Origin of the sequence: Paenibacillus jilunlii, from assembly GCF_900102965.1 — a bacterium.
GTDB lineage: Bacteria > Bacillota > Bacilli > Paenibacillales > Paenibacillaceae > Paenibacillus_AQ > Paenibacillus_AQ jilunlii.
Window position 1 is genome coordinate 25,354 of the sequence record NZ_FNGM01000021.1, and the last position, 23,914, is coordinate 49,267.

23 protein-coding genes are annotated in these 23,914 nt (G+C 47.0%); 12 read left to right on the plus strand and 11 right to left on the minus strand.

Features of this window, described 5'->3' with window-relative positions; translation table 11 throughout:
- Positions 1-6: 6 nt before the first annotated feature.
- From BLQ82_RS26200 to BLQ82_RS26210, 3 genes are read right to left on the minus strand one after another with little or no spacing between them, the layout of a single operon-like run.
- Entirely contained in the window at positions 7-645 is a 639-nt protein-coding gene (locus BLQ82_RS26200) for an NADPH-dependent FMN reductase family protein (protein WP_062524330.1), read from the minus strand.
- Positions 642-1,145: a flavodoxin family protein gene (locus BLQ82_RS26205; RefSeq protein ID WP_062524332.1), complete on the minus strand. Its 504-nt coding sequence runs from the start codon at positions 1,143-1,145 to the stop codon at positions 642-644. The genes BLQ82_RS26200 and BLQ82_RS26205 overlap by 4 nt, the downstream gene beginning before the upstream one ends.
- On the minus strand, positions 1,142-1,729 hold the full coding sequence (locus BLQ82_RS26210; RefSeq protein ID WP_062524334.1) for a TetR/AcrR family transcriptional regulator: 588 nt from the start codon (positions 1,727-1,729) through the stop codon (positions 1,142-1,144). The genes BLQ82_RS26205 and BLQ82_RS26210 overlap by 4 nt, the downstream gene beginning before the upstream one ends.
- Before the next feature lie 346 nt (positions 1,730-2,075).
- Here BLQ82_RS26210 and BLQ82_RS26215 point away from each other — a divergent pair, with 346 nt between their 5' ends.
- Positions 2,076-2,699 (plus strand): tetratricopeptide repeat protein, encoded by a 624-nt coding sequence (locus BLQ82_RS26215; protein ID WP_062524336.1) that lies wholly within the window; start codon positions 2,076-2,078, stop codon positions 2,697-2,699.
- A 734-nt stretch (positions 2,700-3,433) separates the two neighbouring features.
- Positions 3,434-5,236 carry a sensor histidine kinase gene (locus tag BLQ82_RS26220; RefSeq protein WP_062524338.1) on the plus strand — a complete coding sequence of 601 codons (1,803 nt, stop codon included), beginning with the start codon at positions 3,434-3,436 and terminating at the stop codon, positions 5,234-5,236.
- A gap of 92 nt (positions 5,237-5,328) precedes the next feature.
- Here BLQ82_RS26220 and BLQ82_RS26225 read toward each other — a convergent pair whose 3' ends face one another.
- The 3 genes from BLQ82_RS26225 to BLQ82_RS26235 form a co-directional block, all read right to left on the minus strand.
- Positions 5,329-7,104 (minus strand): ABC transporter ATP-binding protein, encoded by a 1,776-nt coding sequence (locus BLQ82_RS26225; protein WP_062524340.1) that lies wholly within the window; start codon positions 7,102-7,104, stop codon positions 5,329-5,331.
- On the minus strand, positions 7,091-8,866 hold the full coding sequence (locus BLQ82_RS26230) for an ABC transporter ATP-binding protein (RefSeq protein WP_062524342.1): 1,776 nt from the start codon (positions 8,864-8,866) through the stop codon (positions 7,091-7,093). Before BLQ82_RS26230 ends, BLQ82_RS26225 begins: the two co-directional genes overlap by 14 nt.
- Positions 8,867-9,018: 152 nt before the next feature.
- Entirely contained in the window at positions 9,019-10,008 is a 990-nt protein-coding gene (locus tag BLQ82_RS26235) for a DUF4003 family protein (RefSeq protein WP_062524344.1), read from the minus strand.
- A 183-nt stretch (positions 10,009-10,191) separates the two neighbouring features.
- Between BLQ82_RS26235 and BLQ82_RS26240 the strand changes: the two genes are divergently transcribed.
- Both BLQ82_RS26240 and BLQ82_RS26245 read left to right on the plus strand, forming a co-directional pair.
- On the plus strand, positions 10,192-11,745 hold the full coding sequence (locus BLQ82_RS26240; RefSeq protein ID WP_062524346.1) for a glycosyltransferase family 39 protein: 1,554 nt from the start codon (positions 10,192-10,194) through the stop codon (positions 11,743-11,745).
- A gap of 1 nt (position 11,746) precedes the next feature.
- Positions 11,747-12,061, plus strand: a complete 315-nt coding sequence (locus BLQ82_RS26245) for a hypothetical protein (protein WP_062524348.1) — start codon at positions 11,747-11,749, stop codon at positions 12,059-12,061.
- Here BLQ82_RS26245 and BLQ82_RS26250 read toward each other — a convergent pair.
- Complete coding sequence (locus BLQ82_RS26250; protein WP_062524350.1) at positions 12,028-12,573, minus strand: ClbS/DfsB family four-helix bundle protein; 546 nt, start codon at positions 12,571-12,573, stop codon at positions 12,028-12,030. The genes BLQ82_RS26245 and BLQ82_RS26250 overlap by 34 nt on opposite strands.
- Before the next feature lie 512 nt (positions 12,574-13,085).
- Between BLQ82_RS26250 and BLQ82_RS26255 the strand changes: the two genes are divergently transcribed.
- The 8 genes from BLQ82_RS26255 to BLQ82_RS26290 all read left to right on the plus strand — a co-directional run bounded on the left by BLQ82_RS26255 (position 13,086) and on the right by BLQ82_RS26290 (position 22,364).
- Positions 13,086-13,874, plus strand: a complete 789-nt coding sequence (locus BLQ82_RS26255) for a hypothetical protein (RefSeq protein ID WP_143013557.1) — start codon at positions 13,086-13,088, stop codon at positions 13,872-13,874.
- The gene (locus BLQ82_RS26260; protein WP_062524354.1) at positions 13,871-14,485 is read left to right on the plus strand and encodes a hypothetical protein; all 615 of its coding nucleotides are present in this window, start codon (positions 13,871-13,873) and stop codon (positions 14,483-14,485) included. The genes BLQ82_RS26255 and BLQ82_RS26260 overlap by 4 nt, the downstream gene beginning before the upstream one ends.
- A 71-nt stretch (positions 14,486-14,556) precedes the next feature.
- Positions 14,557-16,026 carry a type I restriction-modification system subunit M gene (locus tag BLQ82_RS26265; RefSeq protein ID WP_062524356.1) on the plus strand — a complete coding sequence of 490 codons (1,470 nt, stop codon included), beginning with the start codon at positions 14,557-14,559 and terminating at the stop codon, positions 16,024-16,026.
- Positions 16,019-17,191 carry a restriction endonuclease subunit S gene (locus tag BLQ82_RS26270; RefSeq protein WP_062524358.1) on the plus strand — a complete coding sequence of 391 codons (1,173 nt, stop codon included), beginning with the start codon at positions 16,019-16,021 and terminating at the stop codon, positions 17,189-17,191. Before BLQ82_RS26265 ends, BLQ82_RS26270 begins: the two co-directional genes overlap by 8 nt.
- A gap of 26 nt (positions 17,192-17,217) precedes the next feature.
- Positions 17,218-20,565 (plus strand): DEAD/DEAH box helicase family protein, encoded by a 3,348-nt coding sequence (locus BLQ82_RS26275; RefSeq protein ID WP_062524359.1) that lies wholly within the window; start codon positions 17,218-17,220, stop codon positions 20,563-20,565.
- 95 nt (positions 20,566-20,660) lie between these two features.
- Positions 20,661-20,858 (plus strand): Fic family protein, encoded by a 198-nt coding sequence (locus BLQ82_RS26280; protein WP_062524361.1) that lies wholly within the window; start codon positions 20,661-20,663, stop codon positions 20,856-20,858.
- Between the two features lie 43 nt (positions 20,859-20,901).
- Complete coding sequence (locus BLQ82_RS26285; RefSeq protein WP_062524363.1) at positions 20,902-21,342, plus strand: hypothetical protein; 441 nt, start codon at positions 20,902-20,904, stop codon at positions 21,340-21,342.
- A gap of 26 nt (positions 21,343-21,368) precedes the next feature.
- The gene (locus BLQ82_RS26290; RefSeq protein WP_062524365.1) at positions 21,369-22,364 is read left to right on the plus strand and encodes a hypothetical protein; all 996 of its coding nucleotides are present in this window, start codon (positions 21,369-21,371) and stop codon (positions 22,362-22,364) included.
- Here the strand turns inward: BLQ82_RS26290 and BLQ82_RS26295 are convergent.
- From BLQ82_RS26295 to BLQ82_RS26310, 4 genes are read right to left on the minus strand one after another with little or no spacing between them, the layout of a single operon-like run.
- Positions 22,361-22,969, minus strand: a complete 609-nt coding sequence (locus tag BLQ82_RS26295; protein ID WP_082722710.1) for a M56 family metallopeptidase — start codon at positions 22,967-22,969, stop codon at positions 22,361-22,363. The genes BLQ82_RS26290 and BLQ82_RS26295 overlap by 4 nt on opposite strands.
- Positions 22,959-23,291 (minus strand): hypothetical protein, encoded by a 333-nt coding sequence (locus tag BLQ82_RS26300; RefSeq protein ID WP_163704252.1) that lies wholly within the window; start codon positions 23,289-23,291, stop codon positions 22,959-22,961. The genes BLQ82_RS26295 and BLQ82_RS26300 overlap by 11 nt, the downstream gene beginning before the upstream one ends.
- Complete coding sequence (locus BLQ82_RS33265; RefSeq protein WP_074648661.1) at positions 23,201-23,542, minus strand: M56 family metallopeptidase; 342 nt, start codon at positions 23,540-23,542, stop codon at positions 23,201-23,203. Before BLQ82_RS33265 ends, BLQ82_RS26300 begins: the two co-directional genes overlap by 91 nt.
- Positions 23,539-23,832, minus strand: a complete 294-nt coding sequence (locus BLQ82_RS26310) for a BlaI/MecI/CopY family transcriptional regulator (protein WP_143013558.1) — start codon at positions 23,830-23,832, stop codon at positions 23,539-23,541. Before BLQ82_RS26310 ends, BLQ82_RS33265 begins: the two co-directional genes overlap by 4 nt.
- Positions 23,833-23,914: the final 82 nt, after the last annotated feature.

Sequence of the window (23,914 nt, forward strand, 5' to 3'; positions counted from 1 at the left end):
GTCACGCTACAGCCTTCTCAATATATCCTTCTTCTTCAGGCCGTTTTTCTTGGCGGTGGCGTTCCAGAAGGAATGTGTCGCTGTGAATTTCCAAGCGAAGCGCGGGAAATTGGGGTTGAACAGCATGGATTCATCCACACTGCGTGAATGGATATTGCCTGCGAGGCCTTGCATGGCACGGCCCAGATTCTTAAGCGGTCCCCGGCCAACGGGGACCTTCGCCAGAAAGCCCATCATTTCACCGGCACCCTGGCCGAGTCCCTGCCCGAAATGGAGGCCGCAGCGGCTGCACCAGTTCTGAATGATCTCAAGCGCAAGGTGATTTTGCTGCCCCTCAAAAAAACCGTTGTTGATAAGGGCGTATACGTAAATGTCCCCCTCACGCTCCGCTTTCATGTATTCCTCAAGGGCAACCAGCATCCTGAACAAATGTGACGGTATCCCGTCTACGTACAGCGGGAAGGCGATAACCAGTACATCCATGCGGCACAGCTCGCTGTATTGCTCTGGGGTCAGCGGTTTTTTGTTCGGATGATAGGTTGTGATCTCATGCCCGGTGCGGATAAGCGGCTCGAGCATGCCAAGCATTATGGCGGAGTTGCTTTTTTTCAGCTTCGGGCTTCCGTTGATCAGGGCGATGTTCATGCCAATACCTCCTTGACCGCTTGCAGGCTGTTATGGAAATACACGTTATTTCCTATAGAATACAAATTCACACTGTTTGCCGCGACCAGTTTTCTGGCCGTTTCCATCTCCGCTTCCGTAAGATCTTCCCCATAAAAATGTACAGACAGGGCGAACTGATGATCATAACGTTTCCGATGATGGGTTTCTCCACTTTGGGTAGAAAAATAAGGGAGGACGTAGGAGATGCTCCGGTTTAACACATTGAGGATGAAGGGGCTGTAGCTTCCATACTCGCATTTGCTGATAATCACCAGTTCATCGCATTTCGAGAGAAGTTCACCCATATTGTGATAGCCATCCTTGAGAACACAGACTCCGGGCGTCCTTACCCAGCATCCGAAGCAGCCGGTGCAATGGCGGATGGTGCCATTATCGGATATGACTGTTACTTCCTCCTGAGGAGCCTCCACCCATGCTGCATATTCGTGCTGGCCCAAGTCGTGAAAGATCATTTTCATTTGTCATCCTCCTTATCGAGTACCGTTAGGATCGAAAAAAAATCGCGCCAGTTGCCGGAATACCGGACACCGTTATTCGTGAGCAGCGAGGCGATGCCATGCACCATGGACCACAGCGCAATCAATTGATGCGAATAAGAGGCTTCCGGCAGACCGATGCTGCGGAACATGTGGTATGCCGTTGTCCGGAACAGAGCGAATGGCGGGTAATTATCGGAATTGTAGTTATCCAGATCAATGGTTATGCCTGAGTGATAGAAGAGGAATTGAAAGTACTGTGGATTCTCTATGAAAAAGTCTATGTAGGCCTGACCCAGCAAAGAAATGGCCTCGGAGCTGTCCTCCTCTCCTTGAATGGATATGCGCAGCTTCTCCATAAATTGCTCTGTGACATGCTCGCCCATGGCAGCAATCAGTTCATCTACATTTTTAAAATGGCTGTAGGGGGCGGTATGGCTGACGTTGCACTGTGCAGCGACTCTGCGCAGGGAAAAGCTTTTTACACCTTCTTCGTTAATCAGGCTAATACCGGTTTCGATAAGCTGCTTGCGTAGATTGCCGTGGTGGTAGGGTTTTTCTTTCATCGTATGAATGCTTCCTTCCATCAATCTTAACACCGTAAAGATTGTAGCATGGAATCTTAGCGGTGTAAATATTTGGAATATATATAAATTGAACTTAAAAATATTACAAGGAAAGGAGAAGTGGCGGAGGAGAAGTTTGGAACTGTAGGAGCGGTAGTGTCCGCCTTTGTCTGCGGATTTCAACCGTGAACAGCGGGTTATAATCAAGAAACCGCTCCACAGGTGAGGCGGTGGTTTTCATAAACAGGGAATAATTGGATACCGGGATTAGTTCCTGCCAGTTATTGCTTGTTCATAGGGGTATGTTATAATTCCCTTAAATTACTGAAGAAATCTGGGAGGAACAATGAAAGCAGACAGAAATGATCCTTGCCCTAGCGGCAGCCCTTTTACCATGCACCGTTTGGAGGCCATGCTGAAGGAGTATTTGTATGAGAGTTCAGGCGAGCGGATTCTGGAACAGTTTTGGGGCATTTGGACGGCGATCAGGGACCATATGATCATTCCCTTCAACTACCGTTCATTTGCGCAAATTACGGAGCGTTTCGATTTTCCTTATGAGATGGACGCTGTCTTCTTCGGCACGGAGGCTAAGATGGTTCGGGAGTGCCGGGAACGGCAGGATCCCGAAGCTTGGGACCGGTTGATCCAGCTATATCGGGAGATGATGGAATATTTGACGGATATGTACGAGGAAAGCAGATTGAACCTGCGCCGCTCCTATGCGGAAGCGCACTTTTATAAGGGCGAAACCGGCACGGCTGATGCGCTTTTTGAGCAATTGACTGAAGAGCATCCGGAATGGGTCTGGGGATATGTGGGCTGGGGAGATTTGTATAATCCCCAATTTGACTCTTCTGCAGCGGGCAGTAAGGATAAGGCTTTGCGCTTGTACCAATCGGGGTTGGACAAGGCCTCGTCCGATAAGGATGTTCTGGAAGAACGGATCATGGAGCTGACAAGGCCATGAAAGGCGGAAACCAGCCGTTGCCGGAGCACGAATTGCGGGCTATTCTAAGGGCTGCCGACGATATCATTGCCCAGGGCGGGCGCTTCTCTCCAAGATATTAAAAGGCTCAAAAGACCGGAAGCTGCCATATTTGGCTTTATGGGAGCGTACCGATTTCAAGAAGGTTCAGATTGAGATTCGCAATGTGATGGAGGCGCTTAAACAACGGGACGGGAACCCCGGCTATTATACGAGCGATGGCTTGTGTTTTCCAGACATATGTATGAATTGCCAGGAAGATGCCCACCGTCATGTGTAGAAAGGAAATAACTGAACCCTGTTGCCAGACCTGCACCTTGGGCATGAGTCTAGGGGAGCAGCAGATATGCAGACTTCGGCAATCGCACAGTAACGTGCGGCTGCCTTTTGTGCATTGAAGAGATAGGACAAAAAAGCATATAAACCTGACCAAAAGGTTGATTTTATTCCATGACCTTCAAAGGTATGCGTTGGAGGAATTCAGATGCCAAACCGAAATATGAAAAAATTTGAGCCATTGAAAAATGCGCAGCTTGGGGTATCTTACGTCAATGGTGGATGAGATCAGAAAAATGCTTAAAACGGAAGAAGGAGCAGCGGTTCAGCAGTCATTTTACAGGCATGTATTGAAGTCGTGGGGAGAGCATGGGCTGGGTTTTCATGAACATTATCCAAAATAAAAGCGGTTTCGACGGCGCTGGGATCGGGGGGGAAAGGTGAAGATCAGCAGACTGAAGCTAAAACATCAGATACTACTAATCTTTTTATTTCCGGTAGTCATATTTGCGGTTATGGAATTCTATTTCTATTACAGCTTTTTTAATCTGACACAGAAAAGAGCTGCAAATTACGGGAACAAAATCATTGAACAAACGCGCCAGAAGATAGACTCCGTGTTCAACGATATCAAACTCAGCACTAACATTGTGGTCAATAATAAGAAGATACAGGAATTTACCGTTGAAGATAATGATTATAAAAGGGATTTTGATATAGGCACTTATGTAATTGATCTAATGGAATATATGAGGTCCTTTAATACTTACGTGAACGGAATTATGATTAATGATAATCATGGAAGAAGTGTATACAGCCTGGCTACAGCCAACGGTGATATCTTTTTTTTGAACCAATATGATGAATTTATCAGCAAGTATAAAAATGACAGTGAGCTTGACAAAAAAGGAAGGTTCACAAAGCTCTTCAAAAATGAAAAAATAGGAAGCGAATATTTCTTTTATATAGTACCCGTTATCGAATCCATCGGCGGGGTTCATTTCTCGCAAAGAACGGGCTATTGCTCGGTTATGGTTAATATGGAGAAGATCAAAGGACTTGTTGTTCATACGGAATTAACACCAAACTCTACGTTGTATATCCTGAACAGCCAAAATGAGGTCGTTGCCTCAAACCATACAAACTCCAGCGGCAATATATTCAAGGAAATCCTTTCCTTGGACCGGCATAGTCTAGCCAATGGCGTAAAAACAAAAATAAACGGAAAAGACGTCATCGTTCAGGAAAAAGGCCTGCAGCAGGCAGACGGGTGGCGTATTTTAAGCATGATTCCGGTGCATGAACTGACCACTGATATGAATGATATTAAAAACATCAGCATCATTGTCGGAATCGGCATCACTCTCAGCATGATTATTCTGGTATATTTTTTCTTGAACAATCTGACACGGCCTGTCATGGGTCTGGTGGCAGATATGAAAAGAGCCGGCAAAAGAGATATGAACTTTAGGGTAAAGGTGCGCTCAACCAACGAAGTTGGGGCTTTGGCCTATGATATCAACAACATGATTGACAAGATGGAGGAAATGACGAGGGATGTCTTTAACACTCAGGTCAGATTATATGAGTCGGAGCTGAGTAAAAAGCAGGCTGAATTTTCGGCCCTGCAGAGTCAAATTAACCCGCATTTCCTCTATAACACCTTAAATTGCATAAGCAGCATCGGGCTTGAATATGGCAGCAAGGAAATCGCTCAGATCACCTCATGCATGTCCAAAATATTTCGCTACAGCATTAAAAAAGACGAGCTGGTACAGATCAGTGAAGAAATTCAATGTATTAAGGCATATATGAATATTATCTCCATCCGGTATGAAAACAAGTTCGCGATGGAAGTAAATGTGGATGAAAAGCTGCTGAAAATGAGGACGCCTAAAATGATCCTGCAGCCCATTGTTGAAAATTCAGTGTATCACGGGCTTGAAAGCATCGACGCAGGAGGGCATCTCCATGTGAGCGGCCATATTGATGCCAATGGAGATATATGTTTTCAAGTAGCCGATTCCGGCAAAGGGATCGCTTATGAGGAGCTTGAAAGCATCCAAGCGAAACTGAATATGGAATATTCGGAGAGAGTGGAGAACAGCTTTGCCGGCAAAAATATCGGTCTTTCCAATATCAACAACAGGATCAAGCTGCTGTTTGGAGAGGAGTACGGGGTAGGGATACAAAGTCAGCTTGGTGAAGGTACTACGGTGACCGTTAAGATTCCCTGTATTTAAGCAATGAGGCAATGAAAAGCAAGCTTTCAGCGCAAACAAGCACAGGCCTTGTATCACGGCCTGTGCTTATTTGCCCTATCCAAATATATGCCTCAAGCTTCCATCTTCTGCGCCGTATAGAGCCTATGGTAGAGACCCCGGCGTGCGATCAGCTCATCATGCGAGCCGCTTTCGGCAATGCCTTTATTCGAGACATACATGATGCGGTCGCAGTTCTTAACGGTGGAGAGCCGGTGCGCGATAATGAAGGAAGTACGCCCCTTGAGCAGCTCGTTCAAACCTTTCTGCAGCAGGCGTTCTGTCTTCGCATCAATGGAAGAAGTGGCTTCGTCCAGGATGAGAATCCGCGGGTCGGCCAGAAGCGTTCTGGCAAAAGAAATGAGCTGCCGCTGTCCCTGTGACAGCTTGGAGCCGCGCTCATTGACCTCGGTCAGGTAACCCTGATCAAATTCACGGATGAAATCGTCGGCACAGACTGCCTTGGCAGCGGCGATGACCTCCTCTTCGGTGGCATCGAGCTTCCCGTAACGGATATTGTCCAGAATGGTGCCGGAGAAAATAAAGCTGTCCTGGAGCATAATCCCCATTTGGCTGCGCAGGGACTTCAGCGTAATCTCCGAGATATCCTGGCCGTCAATTAGAATTCTGCCCCCGGTCAGGTCATAAAAGCGCGAGATCAGATTGACGACGGTTGTTTTGCCTGCTCCTGTCGGTCCTACCAGGGCAATGCTCTCCCCGGGCTTGACATCGAAGGAGATATTCTCCAGAATGTTGAGCCCCGGATCATAGGCGAAGGTTACATTGTCAAAGGTAACCCGGCCTTGCACGGACGGAAGCTCCCGCGCATCCGGAATATCGCTGACGGTAACCGGTTCATCCAGCGTTTCAAAGATGCGCTCCAGGTAGGCTACTGCATTGATGAAGCTGTTGTACAGGTTCGACAGATTCAGAATCGGCTGCCAGAAGCGGGCGGCGTAGCTGCTCATGGCCAGAATGACGCCAAGGGTTGCATCCACGGGGTCCAGAGTCAGCAGTCCCACAAGGAAGATCAGGGCCGTAACAATGGTGGACAGGTTATCTACCGAAAAAGGAATCAGCATGTTATAAGACACCGCCCGCATCCATTCCTTGCGGAAATTGCTGGACAGGCGTGTGAAAATCCCTGCGTTCTGCTGTTCACGGGAGAATATTTGGGTCACGCCAATACCGGTGATGCTCTCCTGCATGTAGGCGTTCAGATTGGAGCTTTTGTTGGATACGGCCTGCCATGCGCGCCGCTGCCGGGTTTTGATCAGCAGCATGATGCCGAGGAAAACAGGCAGTCCGGCAAGAATGACGAAGGACAGCCGTACATCCACAGCGAACATAAATGCGGCGATAAAAATTAAATTAACAATTTCCAGAATAAAGTTGATGATCCCGTTCGATAACACATCCGAAACGGAGTTGACATAGTTTACGACCCGGATCAGAATCTTGCCCTGCGGGCGGTCGTCGTAGTATTTAAAGGGAAGCTGCTGCAAATGCGCAAACAAATCCGTACGGATATCAAAAATAATATCCTGTCCGACGCGGGTCATAATGCGCGAGCGGATGGTAGCCAGAATGACGCTGACCACAATGGTTAGCAGCATCAGCAGCGACCAGCCAAGCAAGGCCAGCTTCTCCTTGGAAGGAATGGTTACGTCAACGACATGCTGCATGATCAGCGGTGCCGACAAGGCGATGGCTGCCGAGAGAGCACTTAGGATAAACGCGATAATCATCGGTTTCTTCTTCCGTCTGATATAGATCATTGCCCGGCGGAAATGCCTGATGTCAAAAGGGGATTCCAGATTCTCATCGACGTCGAATTTATTCCTGGCCATGAGCCATCACCTGCCTTCCAATACCCTCGTTCTGCAGCATAAACACGTCGTAATAATAACCCCGCTTGGCCAGCAGCTCGGCATGGGTGCCTTCTTCGATCAGCCGTCCGTTATCCAGAATCAGGATGCGGTCAGCCTCTGCCGTAGTGGATACCCGCTGCGCAATAATCAGCTTCGTGCAGGGGTAATCCAGCCCGCGCAGACTGTTCTGAATGTGCTCCTCGGTCTCCAGATCGACCGCAGAGGTGGTATCATCCAGAATCAGGATGGGACGCTGGACTGCCAGGGCGCGGGCGAGCGCAATACGCTGCTTCTGGCCGCCTGACAGGCCGACCCCGCGTTCCCCGACCACCGTGTCATACCCTTCGGGCATTTTGACGATGAAGTCGTGGGCGGCTGCAAGCCCGGCATAGGCCACAACCTCTTCTTCCGGAAGCTCAGGGTCGCCATAGGCGATGTTTCCGTCGATGGTGTCAGAGAACAGGAGAACGTCCTGAGTGGCCATGCCGATGTTGCCGCGCAGCTCGTCAAGCTCGAGCTCACGGACATCAATCCCGTCAACCAGCACACGTCCGCCGGATACATCATAAAAGCGTGGAATCAGATTAATCAGTGTTGTTTTGCCTGCTCCTGTTGAACCCATAATGGCAATCGTTTCACCGGGTTCCACCGTAAAGCTGACATCGTCCAGTACTGTAGCGCTGTCATATTTGAAGGTGACATGCTCGAACGTGATCCGGCCATCGTAACGCCGCTTGGTCGTGGCCTGATGCTCATTGACAATAGCGGGCCGGGCGTAATAGATTTCGACGATCTTGGTCAAGCTGGCAAAAAAGCGCTGAATGTCGTTGATAATGATCCCGATGTTGCGCATCGGGTTCGATACAGCCCAGACCAGCGAAGAAAAGGCTGCGAATTCACCAAAGGTGATCCGGCCTTCCATCAGGTACAGCCCGCCCGCCAGCATCAGAATGACGTTGAAGGCCTGAGCGAAGGTTTCGAGATAAGGAAAGTAATCAAGCCACACAAGTGCGGCTTTTTTGTTCGCTGTCGAGTAGTTGACGTTCTTTTCCGTGAATTTCTCGATCTCGTATGCTTCGCGGGCAAAAGCCTTGACCACCCGGTTGCCGGAAATATTCTCCTGTGTGGTCGTGTTAAGCTGGGACAGCCGCTCGCGGAGATCCACATACATGGGGCGGACATGCTTGGCAAATATGTAGGCCACGATAAAAATAAGCGGAGACAGGGTAAGCATCCACAACGTCAGGCCGGAATCGATACTGAAGAAATAGATCACAGCCGCGGCAAAAATCGTCAACGATTCAATGATCGTTTTGAAAATCCACGCCATCGAGTGGCGGACCATGTCCAGATCCCCTGTCATCTTGGTCATGAGGTCGCCGGTACGGTTATGATCGTAATATTCCCTGTCCTGCCCTTGAATCTTGTTGTACAGATAAATGCGGATGCGGTACAGCATGTTCTGGGAAGACAGCTCATACTGCATGGTCGTAAAATAGGCCAGACCCGTACGCAGCAGCGAAAAGCCGATCATCCCCAGACAGAGCGCGATGAGCAGCCCCCGTTTGTCCGTCAGATTCTGCACGGCATTGTCTCCGGCAATAAACGTATCCACAATACGCTGGCTGAGGTACGGATTCACAATCGTCAGAGAGGAGCCAACCACCGATAGGCTTAGCGCCAGAATGTACCGTGCCCGATTTCCCTCCAGATTCTGCCACAGCCATTTTAGTTCAAACATCTGATCACCTGTTTCTGCGTGTTCTTTCACCCTGCCATACAGGAAGGAGTGAACAAATCAACGTGATTATATCACTAACAGGCAGCCAGCAACCGGAATTCCAATATTTTTTGTTACAATCGATTGAACTTTTGAATGCGTAACCAAAGTTGTCAGCTGGAGGAAGAAGCCGCCGCAGCCGATGCGGCGGCAGCACCGGCAATGGCAGCCTGCTGCGCGATTACAATGTTGGTAATGCTGGTGGAGAGCGTCGTGGTGACTACACCGCTTTTTGCCTCATCTACATATTTGAAGGCCACCAGGGCAGCCGACAGCAGCAGCAGCTCCTGCTTCGTAACGGACCAGTTGCCGAAGCCTTTTTGGGTGCGCAGAAATTCATAAGTTTCCGACACACCGTTCACAATGTCTTCATGAACGCAGGGCAGCAGCGATAATACGCCAAGGGAGGATAAGGTGTATTCTTTATCCAGCCGAAGCCCTCTTGCCCGGAAGGCATCCCGGAGTGCAAGGACCTGGGACGCCGTTTCGGAAGCATTGTCCCCCAGCACCAGCACCTGCGTCAGCGCCTGCACACTGTTTCCGGACAGAAACTCCGGTTTCAGCGCAGCATAGAGCTGCTCCATGCGCTGAAGTCCGCTCTCAATAGGAATACCGGAAAGGCCGAGCAGGGCAGCAAAGATATAGTCGTCCCGTCCTGTAAGGAAAGGGTGTCTGGCTTTCATGCCGTCATAGAATGCTTTTGCACGTTCTACCGTCTGCAGGTATTGATCCGATGCTGTATTCACAGCAATCTGATAGGCGGCAATCACAAGATAATCTGATCCTCTGAACTTGGCGTCCTTAAGCAGCTCATAGACAGCCAATGTGTCTGCAAGCTGCTTCTCTTGATTAGCAGACAGGGAGAGCATGGCAGCAAGTCCAATTGCGGAAGTGCCCCGAAAGGAAGAGAAGCTTCCCGTATGCTCCTTAATAAGTTCATGGCTGGCGCGGATCGCGTCACTGTCGGCTATTTTGTCCTCGGCAGTATACAGCAGTGCCGCCAGGCGGTTGACCTGTGCATTTTTCCAGACAAACCCGTTTTTGACCCTCTGTGCATTTTCAGCAAATAATTCAAGTCTGGCTGTGTAGGATGACTCTTTCATGGGACACACTCCTTAATCGGCTGGATTGAACATCATCTCATCTCATACGTAAGTTCCTTCTTCGCCGTTCCTGTTCATTCCTGCGTGATTTTCATCAGATTTTCAGTTTGGACCCTTATACTGCTGTTAAATATTCAGGCATGTGATGATCCGAACGAAGCACTGCCGTATGGAGGTTGGTCCATGGTAAAGGGAATTCAACGAACACTGTATGTGATATTGGCTTTTTTGATCGGGCTTTTTATCGCTTCGTCTTTTTTTCTCCGGGCGGAGTATAACTATTTCGCTTTCGGCGACACACCGGTTCTGGAAAAGCAAAAGCTGGTTCTTTTTATGGTGCTGATCGCAATCATCCTCGCCTTAAGCGCCGTTCTGTACAGAATGTGCCTGAAGCTGGATAAGTACAGCCCCAGGATTGTTATTCCGGTTACGCTGCTTTTTTCTTCAGCCATCCAGATCGTGATCATCTTCCTGTTCACCCGCTTGCCGACGGATGATTCACAGACGGTGCTGTCGCTGGCTATGGATATGCTGTACCGGAACGATTATTCCTCCTTCCAGACCAGCGGTTATCTTCACATGTTCCCGTTCCAATTCTCAATCGTCCTGTACTTGAAGACACTGCTGTACCTGTTCCCGGATAATTATCTGGTCATCAAAAGCTTCAATATTCTGTTTTCGCTGGTTACTACATTAATGATCTACCTGCTATACAAAGAGCTTAACACCAAATCCAAACAAAATGACTATGGGGTCCTGGTCTTTGCTGCCACTTACCTTCCTTCGTTGTTCATGAGCAACCTCATCTATAATGACGTGATTGCTACCGCTTTTCTGACCAGTGCATTATATTTTGCTGTAAAATTCATCAGAACTACTTCGCTCAAGGATATCCTGCTCGCAGCCATTTTATTGGCGATTGGGAACTATTTCCGGAGTATCGGTGTTATTTTTCTTATAACGGTTCTGCTTACCCTTCTATTTCACAGGCGGACTCTTGGACTCCGAAAAGTCATCACCTCAGTGATTCTGACGGCTCTGCTGTTCAATGTTCCGGGCTGGACGCAAAATGCTGTACTTCAGGGAACGCATGTCGTGGAGGAACCGGTCAGCACTAACTCTGCGCCTGTCTACATGTGGCTGAATATGGGTGTCAACCTGGAGACGTTCGGGTTCTGGGACAACCGGGAGAGCTACACCATCTATCAGCGGGATGCCAACTATAGCAAGGCGGAAAGCACCAGGCTGTTCAAGGCGTCGATTGCCGATAAGTTCTCCGGGGCCACTGTAGGCGAATTAGTGAATATGTATTATAAAAAGCTCATCTGGACCTGGACCGAAGGTACTTACCAGATGGAGAGATACGGCATAGGAAATGACGGCTCGTCCAGCAGCGGAGGCAGAATGGGCTTTGTGATGGACCGCTATGTATACACTACATTTGCTTCGGACTGGTTCAAGGGGGATTCGAATGCCAGAAGCGGGCTGCTCTGGATGATGTATGTCCTGAATATCCTGATGTATGCTTGTATTCTCGTGCGGTTAATCAGTGGCATAAAAGCAAAGCGGTATGCGGAAACCCCGCTGATTCTGGTCATTCTGGGGTTCATCGGATTCTATCTGTTATGGGAGATCAAATCCCGCTACATTTACCCGGTGTATCCGCTGCTGATTGTATTTTCCTATATGGGTTTTAAGGACGTATATGATTATACGTTTGGAAAGAGGGGGGCTTAGGATGCGGACTCCAAAAGGCTATATCTCATTGCTGGCCGCAGTGCTCGGCTGCTCCATGATTCTGACTTCCTGTGACGCCATTACCTCCCAAAAAATTACGGATACGGACTCCGGCTCCAGGATGAACGGATTCCCGGGAAGAAATGGCGGCACGAACTTTAACGGTGGAGGCAACGGAAACGGCGGCTTTCCAGGCATGAATGGCGGAACGCAAAGGGACGGCAGCTTACCGGACATGAATGGCGGAACGCAAAGGAATGGCGGTCAAGGGACGGACGGTGGTCAGGGGGCTGACGGCGGGTCCAGCGGCACATGATGAAGGTTTTTCTTCCACTTTCTGATTTTGGCCCGGAAGCTTGTGAATGGGGCCGCCGAATTGATATGAATCCACCGGGCCATCGGCCAGTTCTCCTTGCTGCCTGTCCATTTGCGGATTCCCTGGATGAACAGCTCTTCTTCCGTCAGCGTGCTGACCCAGTCCAGCCATTGCTGCTCTGTCTGCCGGAATAAGTCCCGCAGTTCGGGAAGGGACAATGCTGCATATTGGTCATAAAAGGATTGATACAGTCCGCCGAGCTGGTTCCACTTGTAGCCGGGTGCCGGCATTTGTGCCTCCCGGCCTTCCCGTTCATCCTTGTCCCAACCCATGACAAGCTGAAGCCAACCCAGCTGGTAGGCGATAATTTCGGCGGGCGTTTTATCCACCCCGGGAAGCCTCACGTCTTTTTGACTCGTATCGACGTCTTCAAATTCCGCATCCAGCAGCACATACTTGCTGTGGATGGCCTCCAACAAATCCTTCTTGGACGAATATTCATAGCTTGCCATAGCGGTGCACCTCGTTTTTATTTTGTTATAGCATAGAGTAGTGACAGCAGTATGTCATATTTATCTTAATCTTGTTGAATGGCCAGTAACCTGGTTCATCCTTCGCTGCAGGGTGGCCGGGTTTTTCTGTTACTATAATTTTATGAACAGAGCCGGTGATCCTTAATGGGAAAAAGTATCACTAATTGAGCTTATTCGGCTTATGGAGTAGCCTATGTTGGAATAAGTACCACTAATCCGGCTGAAAGTGGCGATATGGGATAAATATGCACCAATTAAGTGTCCAAAATCCAACTAAATCCACCTGCAGGCCGGTTTTCAGCTCATTAGTTTTACTTTTTCCACTTAGCTTCCGTTCCAGAGGAGCCTCACTTACGTTCCCGAGTTTTCAAGTTCAATTTATGCAGCATGAAAATATTGGTATTCTAAACCAACTGCATATTATAATAGATTCAAAAACAGGACTTTTGTAGCAGAGCAGTCTGAATAAAATACTGAAGGGAAGTTGGTAAATGATAGAGTTTAATTGTTCTTTCTACCTTGCTTCTACCCCTACACGCAGTATTGGTCGTGTACATACATATCGTATTACAAAATCAGAAATGGGTATTTATGGAGAAGTATATACGGGCAATCTCATCAGATCCCTCGGGGTTCACTATGGGGACTATGTGAATTCAACCGGAGCAACGATTTGGAGAATTCATAATTTGTATTCGGGACCTTCGGTTGGAAGAATACAGATTCATTCTGAAAAACACAAGTCTCAAGCGGTAACCGGAAACATTGGCGAGGCCGTAGTTATGCCTGCTTTGGGTGCTGCTATGGGGGTTGTTCGAATCCCTTTTCAAAGAATGAAAGCTCACAATTTGAGATGTCCGGATTTCAGGTTTTATTGTGACTGGGTACAGTTGGATAGACTGTGGAATACTTCTTGTTCCTCAATGAGTAATTTGCCTAATGATATGCCTTTGGAAGTGAAGACGCATTTAGGGAGAGACGAGGGATATCCTCTCGATGCTCTAGAGCAGTTATTGAAGTATTGGCATGAATGCAGCAGCAACGGGTACGCGAGTGCAGTTGGTTTTGGTGTTATAGCCCGGGTAGATTTAGATGTGAACAAAAATTCAGGTTCCAATCATCACTTTATCCGTTACTTATTATTTGTTCCCAGAACGGGTTTTAGCCTGAGGAGGTTCGAGAGAGGATTTAAAATTATCAAAAGTACAGATTTTAAAAAGAAATATAAAACGGAGTACAAGCAAAAATTTATCCGGTGGTTAGGCAGGTACTTTATATGAATGAGAGAATTCTTCACTTATTCCAAAAGATAAACTCGCTGCTATGGGTTTACGATATCAGAAAGACAGAGCCTTTGCTCAAAGAGGCTAAAGCTTTGTTGGCTGAAATGAAGGACCCGTTCTTGCAGAAGATTTTTGACCAGTATAAAGACACTTATGATGAATTAAATATTAAGGAAATGCAAGTAGAGTTAGACAGTATGTACAACAATGCGAATATTGAGTCCAGTAATATTTTCTATAGTAATGCAAACTTTTCTGAATTATTGATCATTAAAAATGAATTTGAAGCAGACATCAGAATTGTGACTTCAAGTGAATTCCTATGGCGATTCAAGGAACACCACCAGGAAATCTCTGTTGTTGATCGTGAATCACAAAACAGTATACATGCGGAAAAAAGTGAGGAAAGTGACAGCGGAGTTGTCTACGAACTTGTCTTCCCAAATCATGTGGAGCAGTTCGGAGCAATAACATTTACCAGCTCGGGAATAACCGAAGGAAGGTTCTATGCTAAGCATTTAAGTAAATCTGATGGGTCACATCACTCCGTAACATGCAAGCTGTTCATTGAGCTAGCCTCTAAAGTATATGGAGTATCCAATGATTAAGGAGATCGGTGTATAATATAGGAGATATTATCGAATAAAGAATGATTATGGAATAGAATGGAGAAAGATGCATGCTAACAGGAGAAGTTCGCAACAAGGTTGATAAAATATGGTCGGATTTATGGGCAGGTGGAATCAGTAATCCTCTTACCGTTATTGAACAACTTACCTATCTGATGTTTATTCGTTCTCTGGATGAAAAGGAACTGGAGAATGAGAGTTTTGAAGCTTTAAGCGGTGAAAAGATGCCGAAGATTTTCCCCGAGGACGAAGAGGGACAAGAACTGCGCTGGAGTAAATTCAAAACCAAAGATGCCCGTATCATCTATGATATTGTCGGCACGAAGGTGTTTCCGTTTATCAAAGCCATGAATGGAGCGAACACGACGGCCTTCTCGCGCTACATGCAGGATGCCATGTTTCTGGTTCCTACCCCTCAAGTATTGCAAAAGATGATCACAGGTCTCGATGAACTGTATGAACATGATATCAAGAACCTGGATATGCAAGGTGATCTGTATGAGTACATGCTGGGAAAGCTGGCTTCGGCTGGACAAAACGGCCAGTTCAGAACGCCCAAGCATATTCGCGATCTGATGGTGGATCTGATTGCGCCTACACCAAATGACAAGATCGTTGATCCGGCTTGCGGTACAGCGGGTTTCCTTGTCTCTTCTGCCGAATATATCCGCGAAAAATATGAGGCGGAGATGACCAGCGAGCAGTGGGAACATTTCTCGGGTGAAATGTTCTCCGGTTATGATACCGATAGAACGATGCTCCGCCTATCTGCCATGAACCTGATGCTCCATTCCATTAGCCAGCCGCATATTGATTATGTGGACAGTGTGTCCAGACAAAACAATACGGCATCCGCCTATGATATTGTGCTCGCCAATCCACCATTCACTGGAACGGTAGACGCGGAGAGCATCAACGAAAACTTAAGAACGATCACAGATACCAAAAAGACGGAGCTTTTGTTCGTGGCCCTCTTCCTGCGCATACTGCGCAAAGGCGGACGCTGTGCGTGTATCGTCCCTGACGGTGTGCTGTTTGGTTCGACTAAAGCGCATAAATCTCTTCGCAAAGAACTGGTAGAGAACCATCAGCTTCAGGCGGTAATCTCCATGCCGAGTGGTGTGTTTAAGCCCTATGCAGGAGTTAGCACAGCGATTCTCTTGTTCACCAAAACAGATGCAGGCGGCACGGATAAAGTGTGGTTTTACGATATGAAAGCGGACGGTTATTCTCTCGATGATAAACGCTCTCCTATTGCGGCAAACGATATCCCGGATATCATCGCCCGTTACCATAACCTTGAAGGTGAAGCCGACCGTCAACCGACAGAGCCTAGCTTTCTGGTGGACAAGTCTGCGATTGAAGCGAATGACTATGATCTGTCAATTAATAGATATAAAGAGGTCGTGTATGAAAAGGTAGAGTATGACAAGCCCGAAGTGATCATGACTCGATTAGATGAGTTGAGCCTTGATATTTCCTCTAAGATGGAGGAATTGAGGGGGTTGTTGGGTGAGTAAGTGGGAAAAGGTAAAACTAGGTGACATTGGTGAGTTTAAAAGTGGTGGAACCCCCACAAGAAATAAACCGGAATATTTTGAGGGGGAGATCCCATGGATTACAACCACCTCACTTGGAAAGACATTTATTGAAGGTGCAGATGCAACTGTATTTATTTCGCAGGAAGCTGTTTTAAATAGTGCAACCAAGATAATCTCAAAAAATTCAATTATGATAGGAACTAGAGTCGGCGTAGGAAAAGTCTCTATTAATACAGTTCCTATGTGTACTAGCCAAGATATTATATCAATTGAGAATATTGACAATGGTCAATTTTATAAGCCTTATATTCTCCATTGTATAAAAAGCTACAGTCAATATTTTGATACTCAAAAGCGAGGGGCAACGATCCAGGGAATTAATAGCGGTGTATTAAAATCAATTGATATACCTCAACCACCGCTCGAAATACAAAAGCAAATTGCCAAAACACTAGACACTGCAGCCGAACTGCTCGCCATACGTAAACAGCAGCTTGCTGAGCTGGACAATCTGATCAAAGCTACCTTTTATGATATGTTTGGTGATCTTACTACTAATGAAAAGAAGTGGAACAGCACATCGATTGTTGATGTGTGTACTGAAATAGTAGATTGTGTAAATAAAACCGCGCCTATTATTGATGAAATTAGCCCGTACAAAATGCTGAGAACAACAAACATCAAAAAAGGCTATGTAGATACTCGAAATGTTAATTATGTGGATGAACAGACATTTCAAAAATGGACAAGACGATCAGTTCCTAAAAGAGGAGATGTTCTACTAACAAGAGAGGCACCTATTGGGGAAACTGGAATAATTGAGAGTGATGACTTTTTATTTTTAGGACAAAGGATAGTGTCATACAGAGCTAATAATTCAATAATAGACTCGTTATTTCTTATGTATCATATGCAGTCAGAGTATTTTCAAGATCAAATAAGGAGACTCGCACGAGGGTCAACTGTTAAGCATTTATCAGTTCCAGAGTGTAACCTATTTGTGGTGTATGTTCCACCAATCGAACTCCAAACCCAATTCGCCAACATCGTCACCAAAATCGAAGAACAAAAAGCCCTCGTCAAAAAAGCCATAGACGAGACGCAATACCTCTTCAACAGCTTAATGAGCGAGTACTTCGAATAAAAGAAATTATCCGTGAGGTGAATCCAATGCCTGCAAATTTTGAGTTCTTGCTAGGGCAACCGGAATATAAGTTATTTGCTAACGCCTGTATCGAAGCGGAGAGAGTGCTTGCCACCTCTCCGGCGATGGCAGCGGTGGGCAGCCGTAAGGCTTTTGAGCTTGCAGTGAAATGGGTATACGCTGCCGATAACACCATCACTATGCCCTATAAGGACAATTTGCAGGCACTCATTCATGAACCTACCTTCAAATTCGCAATGGAGAACCAGACTTGGGGGAAGCTGCCTTATATTATTAAGCTGGGGAACCTTGCGGTACATACAGACAAAGCGATTAGCTCCAGTGATGCTGTTTTGTCGCTTGCTGCATTATTTGAATTCATCCAGTGGCTTGATTATTGCTATGGTGTGAATTATGAAGAACGCCATTTCGCAGAGGATAATATCCCTGTAGAGAAGGTAGTTCTGGATGAAGCCCGTATCAAGGAGAAAGACAGCTTAATTGAGCAAAAGGAATCTGAAATCGAAGCGCTGCGCGCCCAGATCGCGGCAATGAGTGACCGGCTTACTGCCGACAAAGAACAGCACCAGGAAGAGCGTCACTTTACGCCGGAGGATATCTCGGAGTTCCGCACGCGCAAGAAATATATAGATGTTGATTTGAAGCTGCTGGGCTGGACACTCGGGGATGATGTGAGAGAAGAAGTCGAATTGTACGGGATGCCCAATGATGAGGGGAAAGGGTATGCCGACTACGTGCTGTACGGTAAGGACGGCTTGCCTCTGGCGATCATTGAAGCCAAACGCACCTCCAAAGATCCGAAGGCAGGTACCCATCAGGCCAAGCTGTATGCGGATTGCCTGGAGCGAATGACCGGCAGAAGGCCTATGATGTTTACATCCAACGGCTTCGAAACCAATCTCTGGGATGACGTTACCTCTCCGCAGCGCAAGGTCAGCGGCGTATTCTCCAAGTCGGATCTGCAGAAGCTGATGAATCGGCGGAATGAACGCAAAGTTCTGGATGAGGTGGTCATTGACGATAACATCACAGACCGCTACTACCAGAAGGAAGCCATACGTGCAGTTTGCGATAATATTATGACGGGTCATAGACGTTCCTTGCTGGTTATGGCGACGGGTACCGGGAAGACCAGAACCGCCTCCAGTCTAACCGATGTGTTATCCCGAGGGGGATATGTGACTAACATCCTCTTTCTGGCTGACCGAAAGGCTTTGGTCAAACAGGCAAAGGACGACTTCAAGAACTACCTGCCGGATATGTCTCTCTGCAATCTGCTCAGCAATAAGGATGACAAGACGGCCCGTATTGTGTTCTCCACCTATCCTACGATGCTAAATGCCATTGACAGGGCCAAGAGTGATGACGGTAAGCGGCTCTTCACACCCGCCCACTTTGACTTGATTATCGTGGATGAAGCGCACCGGAGTATCTTTAAGAAATTCCGCGCCATATTTGAGTATTTTGACGGCTATGTGGTAGGGCTGACCGCAACCCCGAAGACGGAAGTGGACCGCAATACGTATGACTTTTTCGAGATGGAGAGCGGCGTGCCTACCTATGCCTATCCCTATGAGACGGCTGTAGAGATGGACCGTGTGCTGGTGCCTTATCATAATATTGAAGTGACAACGAAAGTTCTGGAACAAGGCATCACCTATGATACGCTCTCTGCAGATGACAAGGCGCGCTATGAGGAGGATTTTACAGAGGAAGATGGCGAAATGCCTGAATTCATCCCTTCTCCGGCCATTAATGATTTCATTTTTAATCAGGCCACAGTGGATCAGGTGCTTGAGGATCTAATGACCCAGGGCATCAAGGTATCAGGCGGAGACCGGCTGGGCAAAACGATTATATTCGCTCAGAATAAAAATCACGCTCAATATATCGTGGAACGATTCAACAAGCTGTATCCTCAATATAAGGGGGATTTTTCCAAGCGGATTGTATCCGAGGATGATTATACACAAAGCCTGATTGATGACTTCAAGCTTGCGAACAAAAGTCCTTATATCGCTGTTTCAGTAGATATGCTGGATACAGGGATAGATGTGCCGGAAATCGTCAATCTGGTGTTCTTCAAGCGGATTCGCTCCAAAACTAAGTTTTGGCAGATGATCGGCCGCGGGACAAGACTTTGTAAGGACCTGTTTGGAGAAGGAGAGGACAAGACTCATTTTGTCATTTTTGATTATCTGGGCAACTTCGAATTTTTCCGTCAACACAAGGAGGGATTGCAGGGGAATGAAGCCTACAGCTTGTCCGAAGTGATCTTTGCGAAGCGTGTACGGTTAATCCAGCACTTGCAGCAGGCTGTGTTTATAGATGAACCCTATCAATCCATTCGTACAGACCTGATTGAGATCGTAATCGGGCAAATTCAAGCACTCAATACGGAATTGGTATCGGTGAAGATGCAGCTGCAATACATAGAGAAGTATAAACATCAAGCTGCATTTGTCTGCCTGCTGGAGCAGGACCAGTCTAATCTAATTAAATATGTTGCCCCCATTGTTTACACGGATGATGCAGACGAGCATGCCAAACGGTTTGATAATTTGATGTACGGCTTAATGCTTGCCCAGGCAGAGGAAGCGCCACAATACAAAAAATCGAAGAAACAACTGATCGATGTAGCAACAACTCTTTTACAGCGTGCAACTATACCGCAGGTGAGAGACAAGCTGACGCTAATCCAGACGATAGGGACGGAAGAGTTCTGGGACAGCGCTAATCTGCTGGATTTTGAAAAGGTACGTCAGGAGTTGCGTGGTCTGATTAAATTTATCGTGGATGAGGGAGGTAAGAATCCGATCTATACCAACCTTGCCGATGAGGTTCTTGAAGTTCACGAAGGGAAAGCTATGTATGAGGCCTATACTTTCGAGGATTATAAGCTTAAGGTCAACCGCTATATCGAGAAAAACCGGGACAATCTGGTAATCCACAAACTCCGCAATAATATTCCGTTAACGGCGCTGGACTATGAAGCCTTGGAGAAGATTTTTACAGGCGAGTTGGGCACAGCAGAGGATTATGAGCGGGAATTCAAGGATACTCCATTCGGGCTGCTGGTCCGCAAAATTGCTAAGCTGGAGTATGAGGCGGCAACGGCTGCATTCTCGGAATTCATTAATGACCAGTCGCTGAGTCAGGGGCAGATCGTATTTGTAAAAAAGGTTATTGATTACATTGTGCAGAATGGTTATATGGACAACGTAACCGAACTGACTAAGCCGCCTTTTGACAAGCCTCAGAGCTTTGTTAAGCTTTTCGATAGAACGAAGCAGAGAAGACTTGTAGAGGCGGTTACGCAGATTAAAGAGAATGCGGTTAAGATTATCGGGTGAACATGAGGTAATAAAAAAGGGAAGGAGTGAGGTGTGGACTATCCCGAAATCCTGCGTAAAAAAGCCTTGTATGAGCAGGGCAAACATACACTATTATGAACTACCAGCTGCTGGCGAACGGTTTTTTACCCATCTCGATTGCGAAAGAAAGCAGACTGGATTATTTTAATACCTTGGAAGCCTACGCCGTACATCGCGATCTGGAGCCTTTTGCTGACATGATTGCCTCTTTGGAGGAGGAGCAATTGGATCGTTACTTGGGAATGATCGAAAGACAACGGGAGCAGCAGTAGAAGTCTCGAGTATAGTAACTGCCCTGAACGAAGGGAGCTTAAAATGTCCGGACACGTCATAAGGCTGATACCTGAAGATAACTATAAGCTAATTCCGGCTCCGCACATTATTCAGAATTTGAGAAGTCTTCTGGATGACTGTTCGATCTTTTGCGATATCCATGTATTTGATTCGGTACAGTTTATTGATCAGGGCGGGAACTTCGAATATGTGGCCTGCCCTTTTTGTTCTGAAATACTGGATGTGGCATGGTGGCAGGAAGAAATGTCCAGGAGCTTCACACATAATTTTGAAGACTTAAGTATACATATGCCTTGCTGCAATCTGAGAACTGATCTTAACCGTCTAAAATATCACCTTCCTGCAGGGTTCGCTAGGTTTACCATTGAAAGTAAAAGGAATGAAAAAGAATTAACTGATTTGATTCCAGAGATGGAAGGGCATCTAGGATTCAAGTTAAGGGTAGTAAAGGCTAGGTATTAGAGAATGTGAATTAAACGGAGGATATAATGGGACAGAGGGCAAATCTGCTAATTGTAAGAAATCGATCTTATGAGCTGTATTATAGCCACTGGTGTGCGAATACACTGCCACGGGACTTGTTCTGGGGTCCTGAATATGCCGTTGAATTTATTGAACTGCAAACAAGGGTAGATGAATCCGGGTGGCTTAATGATATATGGGCTGAAGGCGGTGCTGTCCTTGATCTGGACATTAAGAAATTATTGATTTTCGGCGGTGAAAATATACGGTTTGACATTCCGCTTCGAAATTTATATATACAGCTTATGCAAAAGACGTGGGCTGGCTGGGAAATCGAGTGGGCTTATGGAGGCATTGCAGATTTAGCCTCTTATGTAGGCTACCCCAAGGAAAAGGTGTTAACCGTTGGTGATAGTGATTTAAAAGGTATCTGTTTAGCGCCTCCTGAAGAGAAAGACTGGGTTGAGACAGTGGCAAGTGTAAGATTCTCGGCAAATGAAATGCTGATATTCCCCTTAGGGGGAGGGGTCGAAGAGTATTTGCTTCACGGCCCTGAAATGGTCGATAAGATCGATAAAGCATATGGCTATCAAAAGCTTAATCTTAGCGAATGGAAGAAAGACTTTCCTCTGGGTGGCTTCCATCTTGATATTCCTCAAAAACGGTTAGAATTTTGGCATGCTGATGTGATTTCTGACTTATTCAGACAGCTTCAGAGTAAATGGCCTGGCTGGAATATTAATGAGAAGTTTAGTGATTATAATGCACAACTCCAGAGCACGCAAGGTCTGCTGGAGTTTCAGGCGGTCAACGAACAGCAACTACTGGAGGAACTAACCGTTCATCTGTTGAATGAATCATCGAACCCATTAAACGCGCTGTTATATTTAGCTGAGAAGCTGAGAGAAGAAGGCAAGGAAGTGGAAATAAGTCCACACGCTTTGTCATTTAATAATAAGCCCTTAACCAAGGAGTTAAAGGAAGAAATATTAGCTTTTGCACTAAAAGGTCTATCCTCTTAAACCGTTATGCGGATTGCATAATCGGCCACCCAGGGGCTGGATACGCCGATGCTGTAATTCCAATTCTCTCCCCGTCTGGCGGCTTGCTCTTGCTTGAATTGTTCCTTCATGGCTGGCGACATCATCTCATAGCGGGGCTGACCGTCACGGGAGACGAGGGCATCCGCCCAGACGGAAGCAAGCTTGTTGACCTGATCCACAGACCTCTCCATTTTCCCAGCCGGATTAGCCATAAATCCCACCATGAAGAGTAGCGATACGATGCTGGCTGCGGCGACCAAGCCGACCTTCGGCTGTTTATAGCTCAGCACATTTTTAATTCGGGCATGGATGCTGTTGTGGCCAAAGGCAAGCGGACTGCCGGACAGCACACGCCCTCTTTTCACGGAAAAAGCCAGCAGAGAGTGTGAATAACCGGCCTTCGCGCCATTGCCCAGTTTGCGGAGCACGCTTTCGTCGCAGGACATTTCCATATCCTTGCTCATCAGCACAAAGGACATCCACATCAGCGGATTGAACCAGTGGACAACAAGCACCAGGAAGGCTAAAAGTTTGATTAGGTAATCCCGTCTGCGGATATGTGCCAGCTCTTGCTCAAGGACTATAAGTCAGCTCATTCTTCTTGATACCCACAGGGATCATGATTCTGGGCCGGATGAAGCCATATACAAAAGGGGTGGTGATCCGGTCAGACTCAAACACATTTCCCTGCACCAGCGTCGCCGTCCGCACTTTATGAGTGATCTTGAGGTAGGAAATTATACTGCAGCCGAGCAGCAGAACGATACCAACCAGCCAGACAATGGCGGCAAGCTCCAGCATGAATTGCATGGGATTTACGCTTGCGGCAGGAGTGGCCGCGGGCAGAGAAGCATTGACCGCTTGATTGATGACGTCCGCCCCAACGTTAACTGCCGGGTTGTGCATTGAACGATAACGCCGGGGACATATTCCATTGCTCCACTCCCCGTTAGGACGTTGGGTGCCAGAAAGCTTAGGAAACTGAAGCCGGAACTAAAGCTAAAAGGAAGTACCAGCCTTATAAGCACAACAGCCCATAATGTATAGGAGAAAATCTTAGGTACTCTGCGCAAAAACAGGCGGACGATCATTACAGCAACGGCTACATAACTTGCAGTAATACTCATATTCAAAATGGCGGTGAACCACGCGGTCATTTTGTCGCCTCCTCAATAATGCGTTTAAGCTGCTCTGCTTCTTTGAAGGAGAGCTGGTGGTTCCCCGGGAAGGCAGTCAGAAATTTCAGCAATGAACCGTCAAAAGCCTTGTCGAGCAGGGCCTCGCTCTCATACCTCTGGGCCTCCTCGTGTTTGATCAGGGCAGATACGACGGCATTTTCATTCTGCAGAATCCCCCGTTCACAAAGCTTTCTGAGCACGGTGTAGGTCGTGGATTTTTTCCAGCCCAACTTACCGTGGCACAGCTTCACCAGCTCGGTTGAATTTATAGGTTACATTATAAAAGTTATCAGGAGGGTGCAACATGAATCAGCAGGAACCATGGAAACGACTTGATGCAGAGTCCTCAGA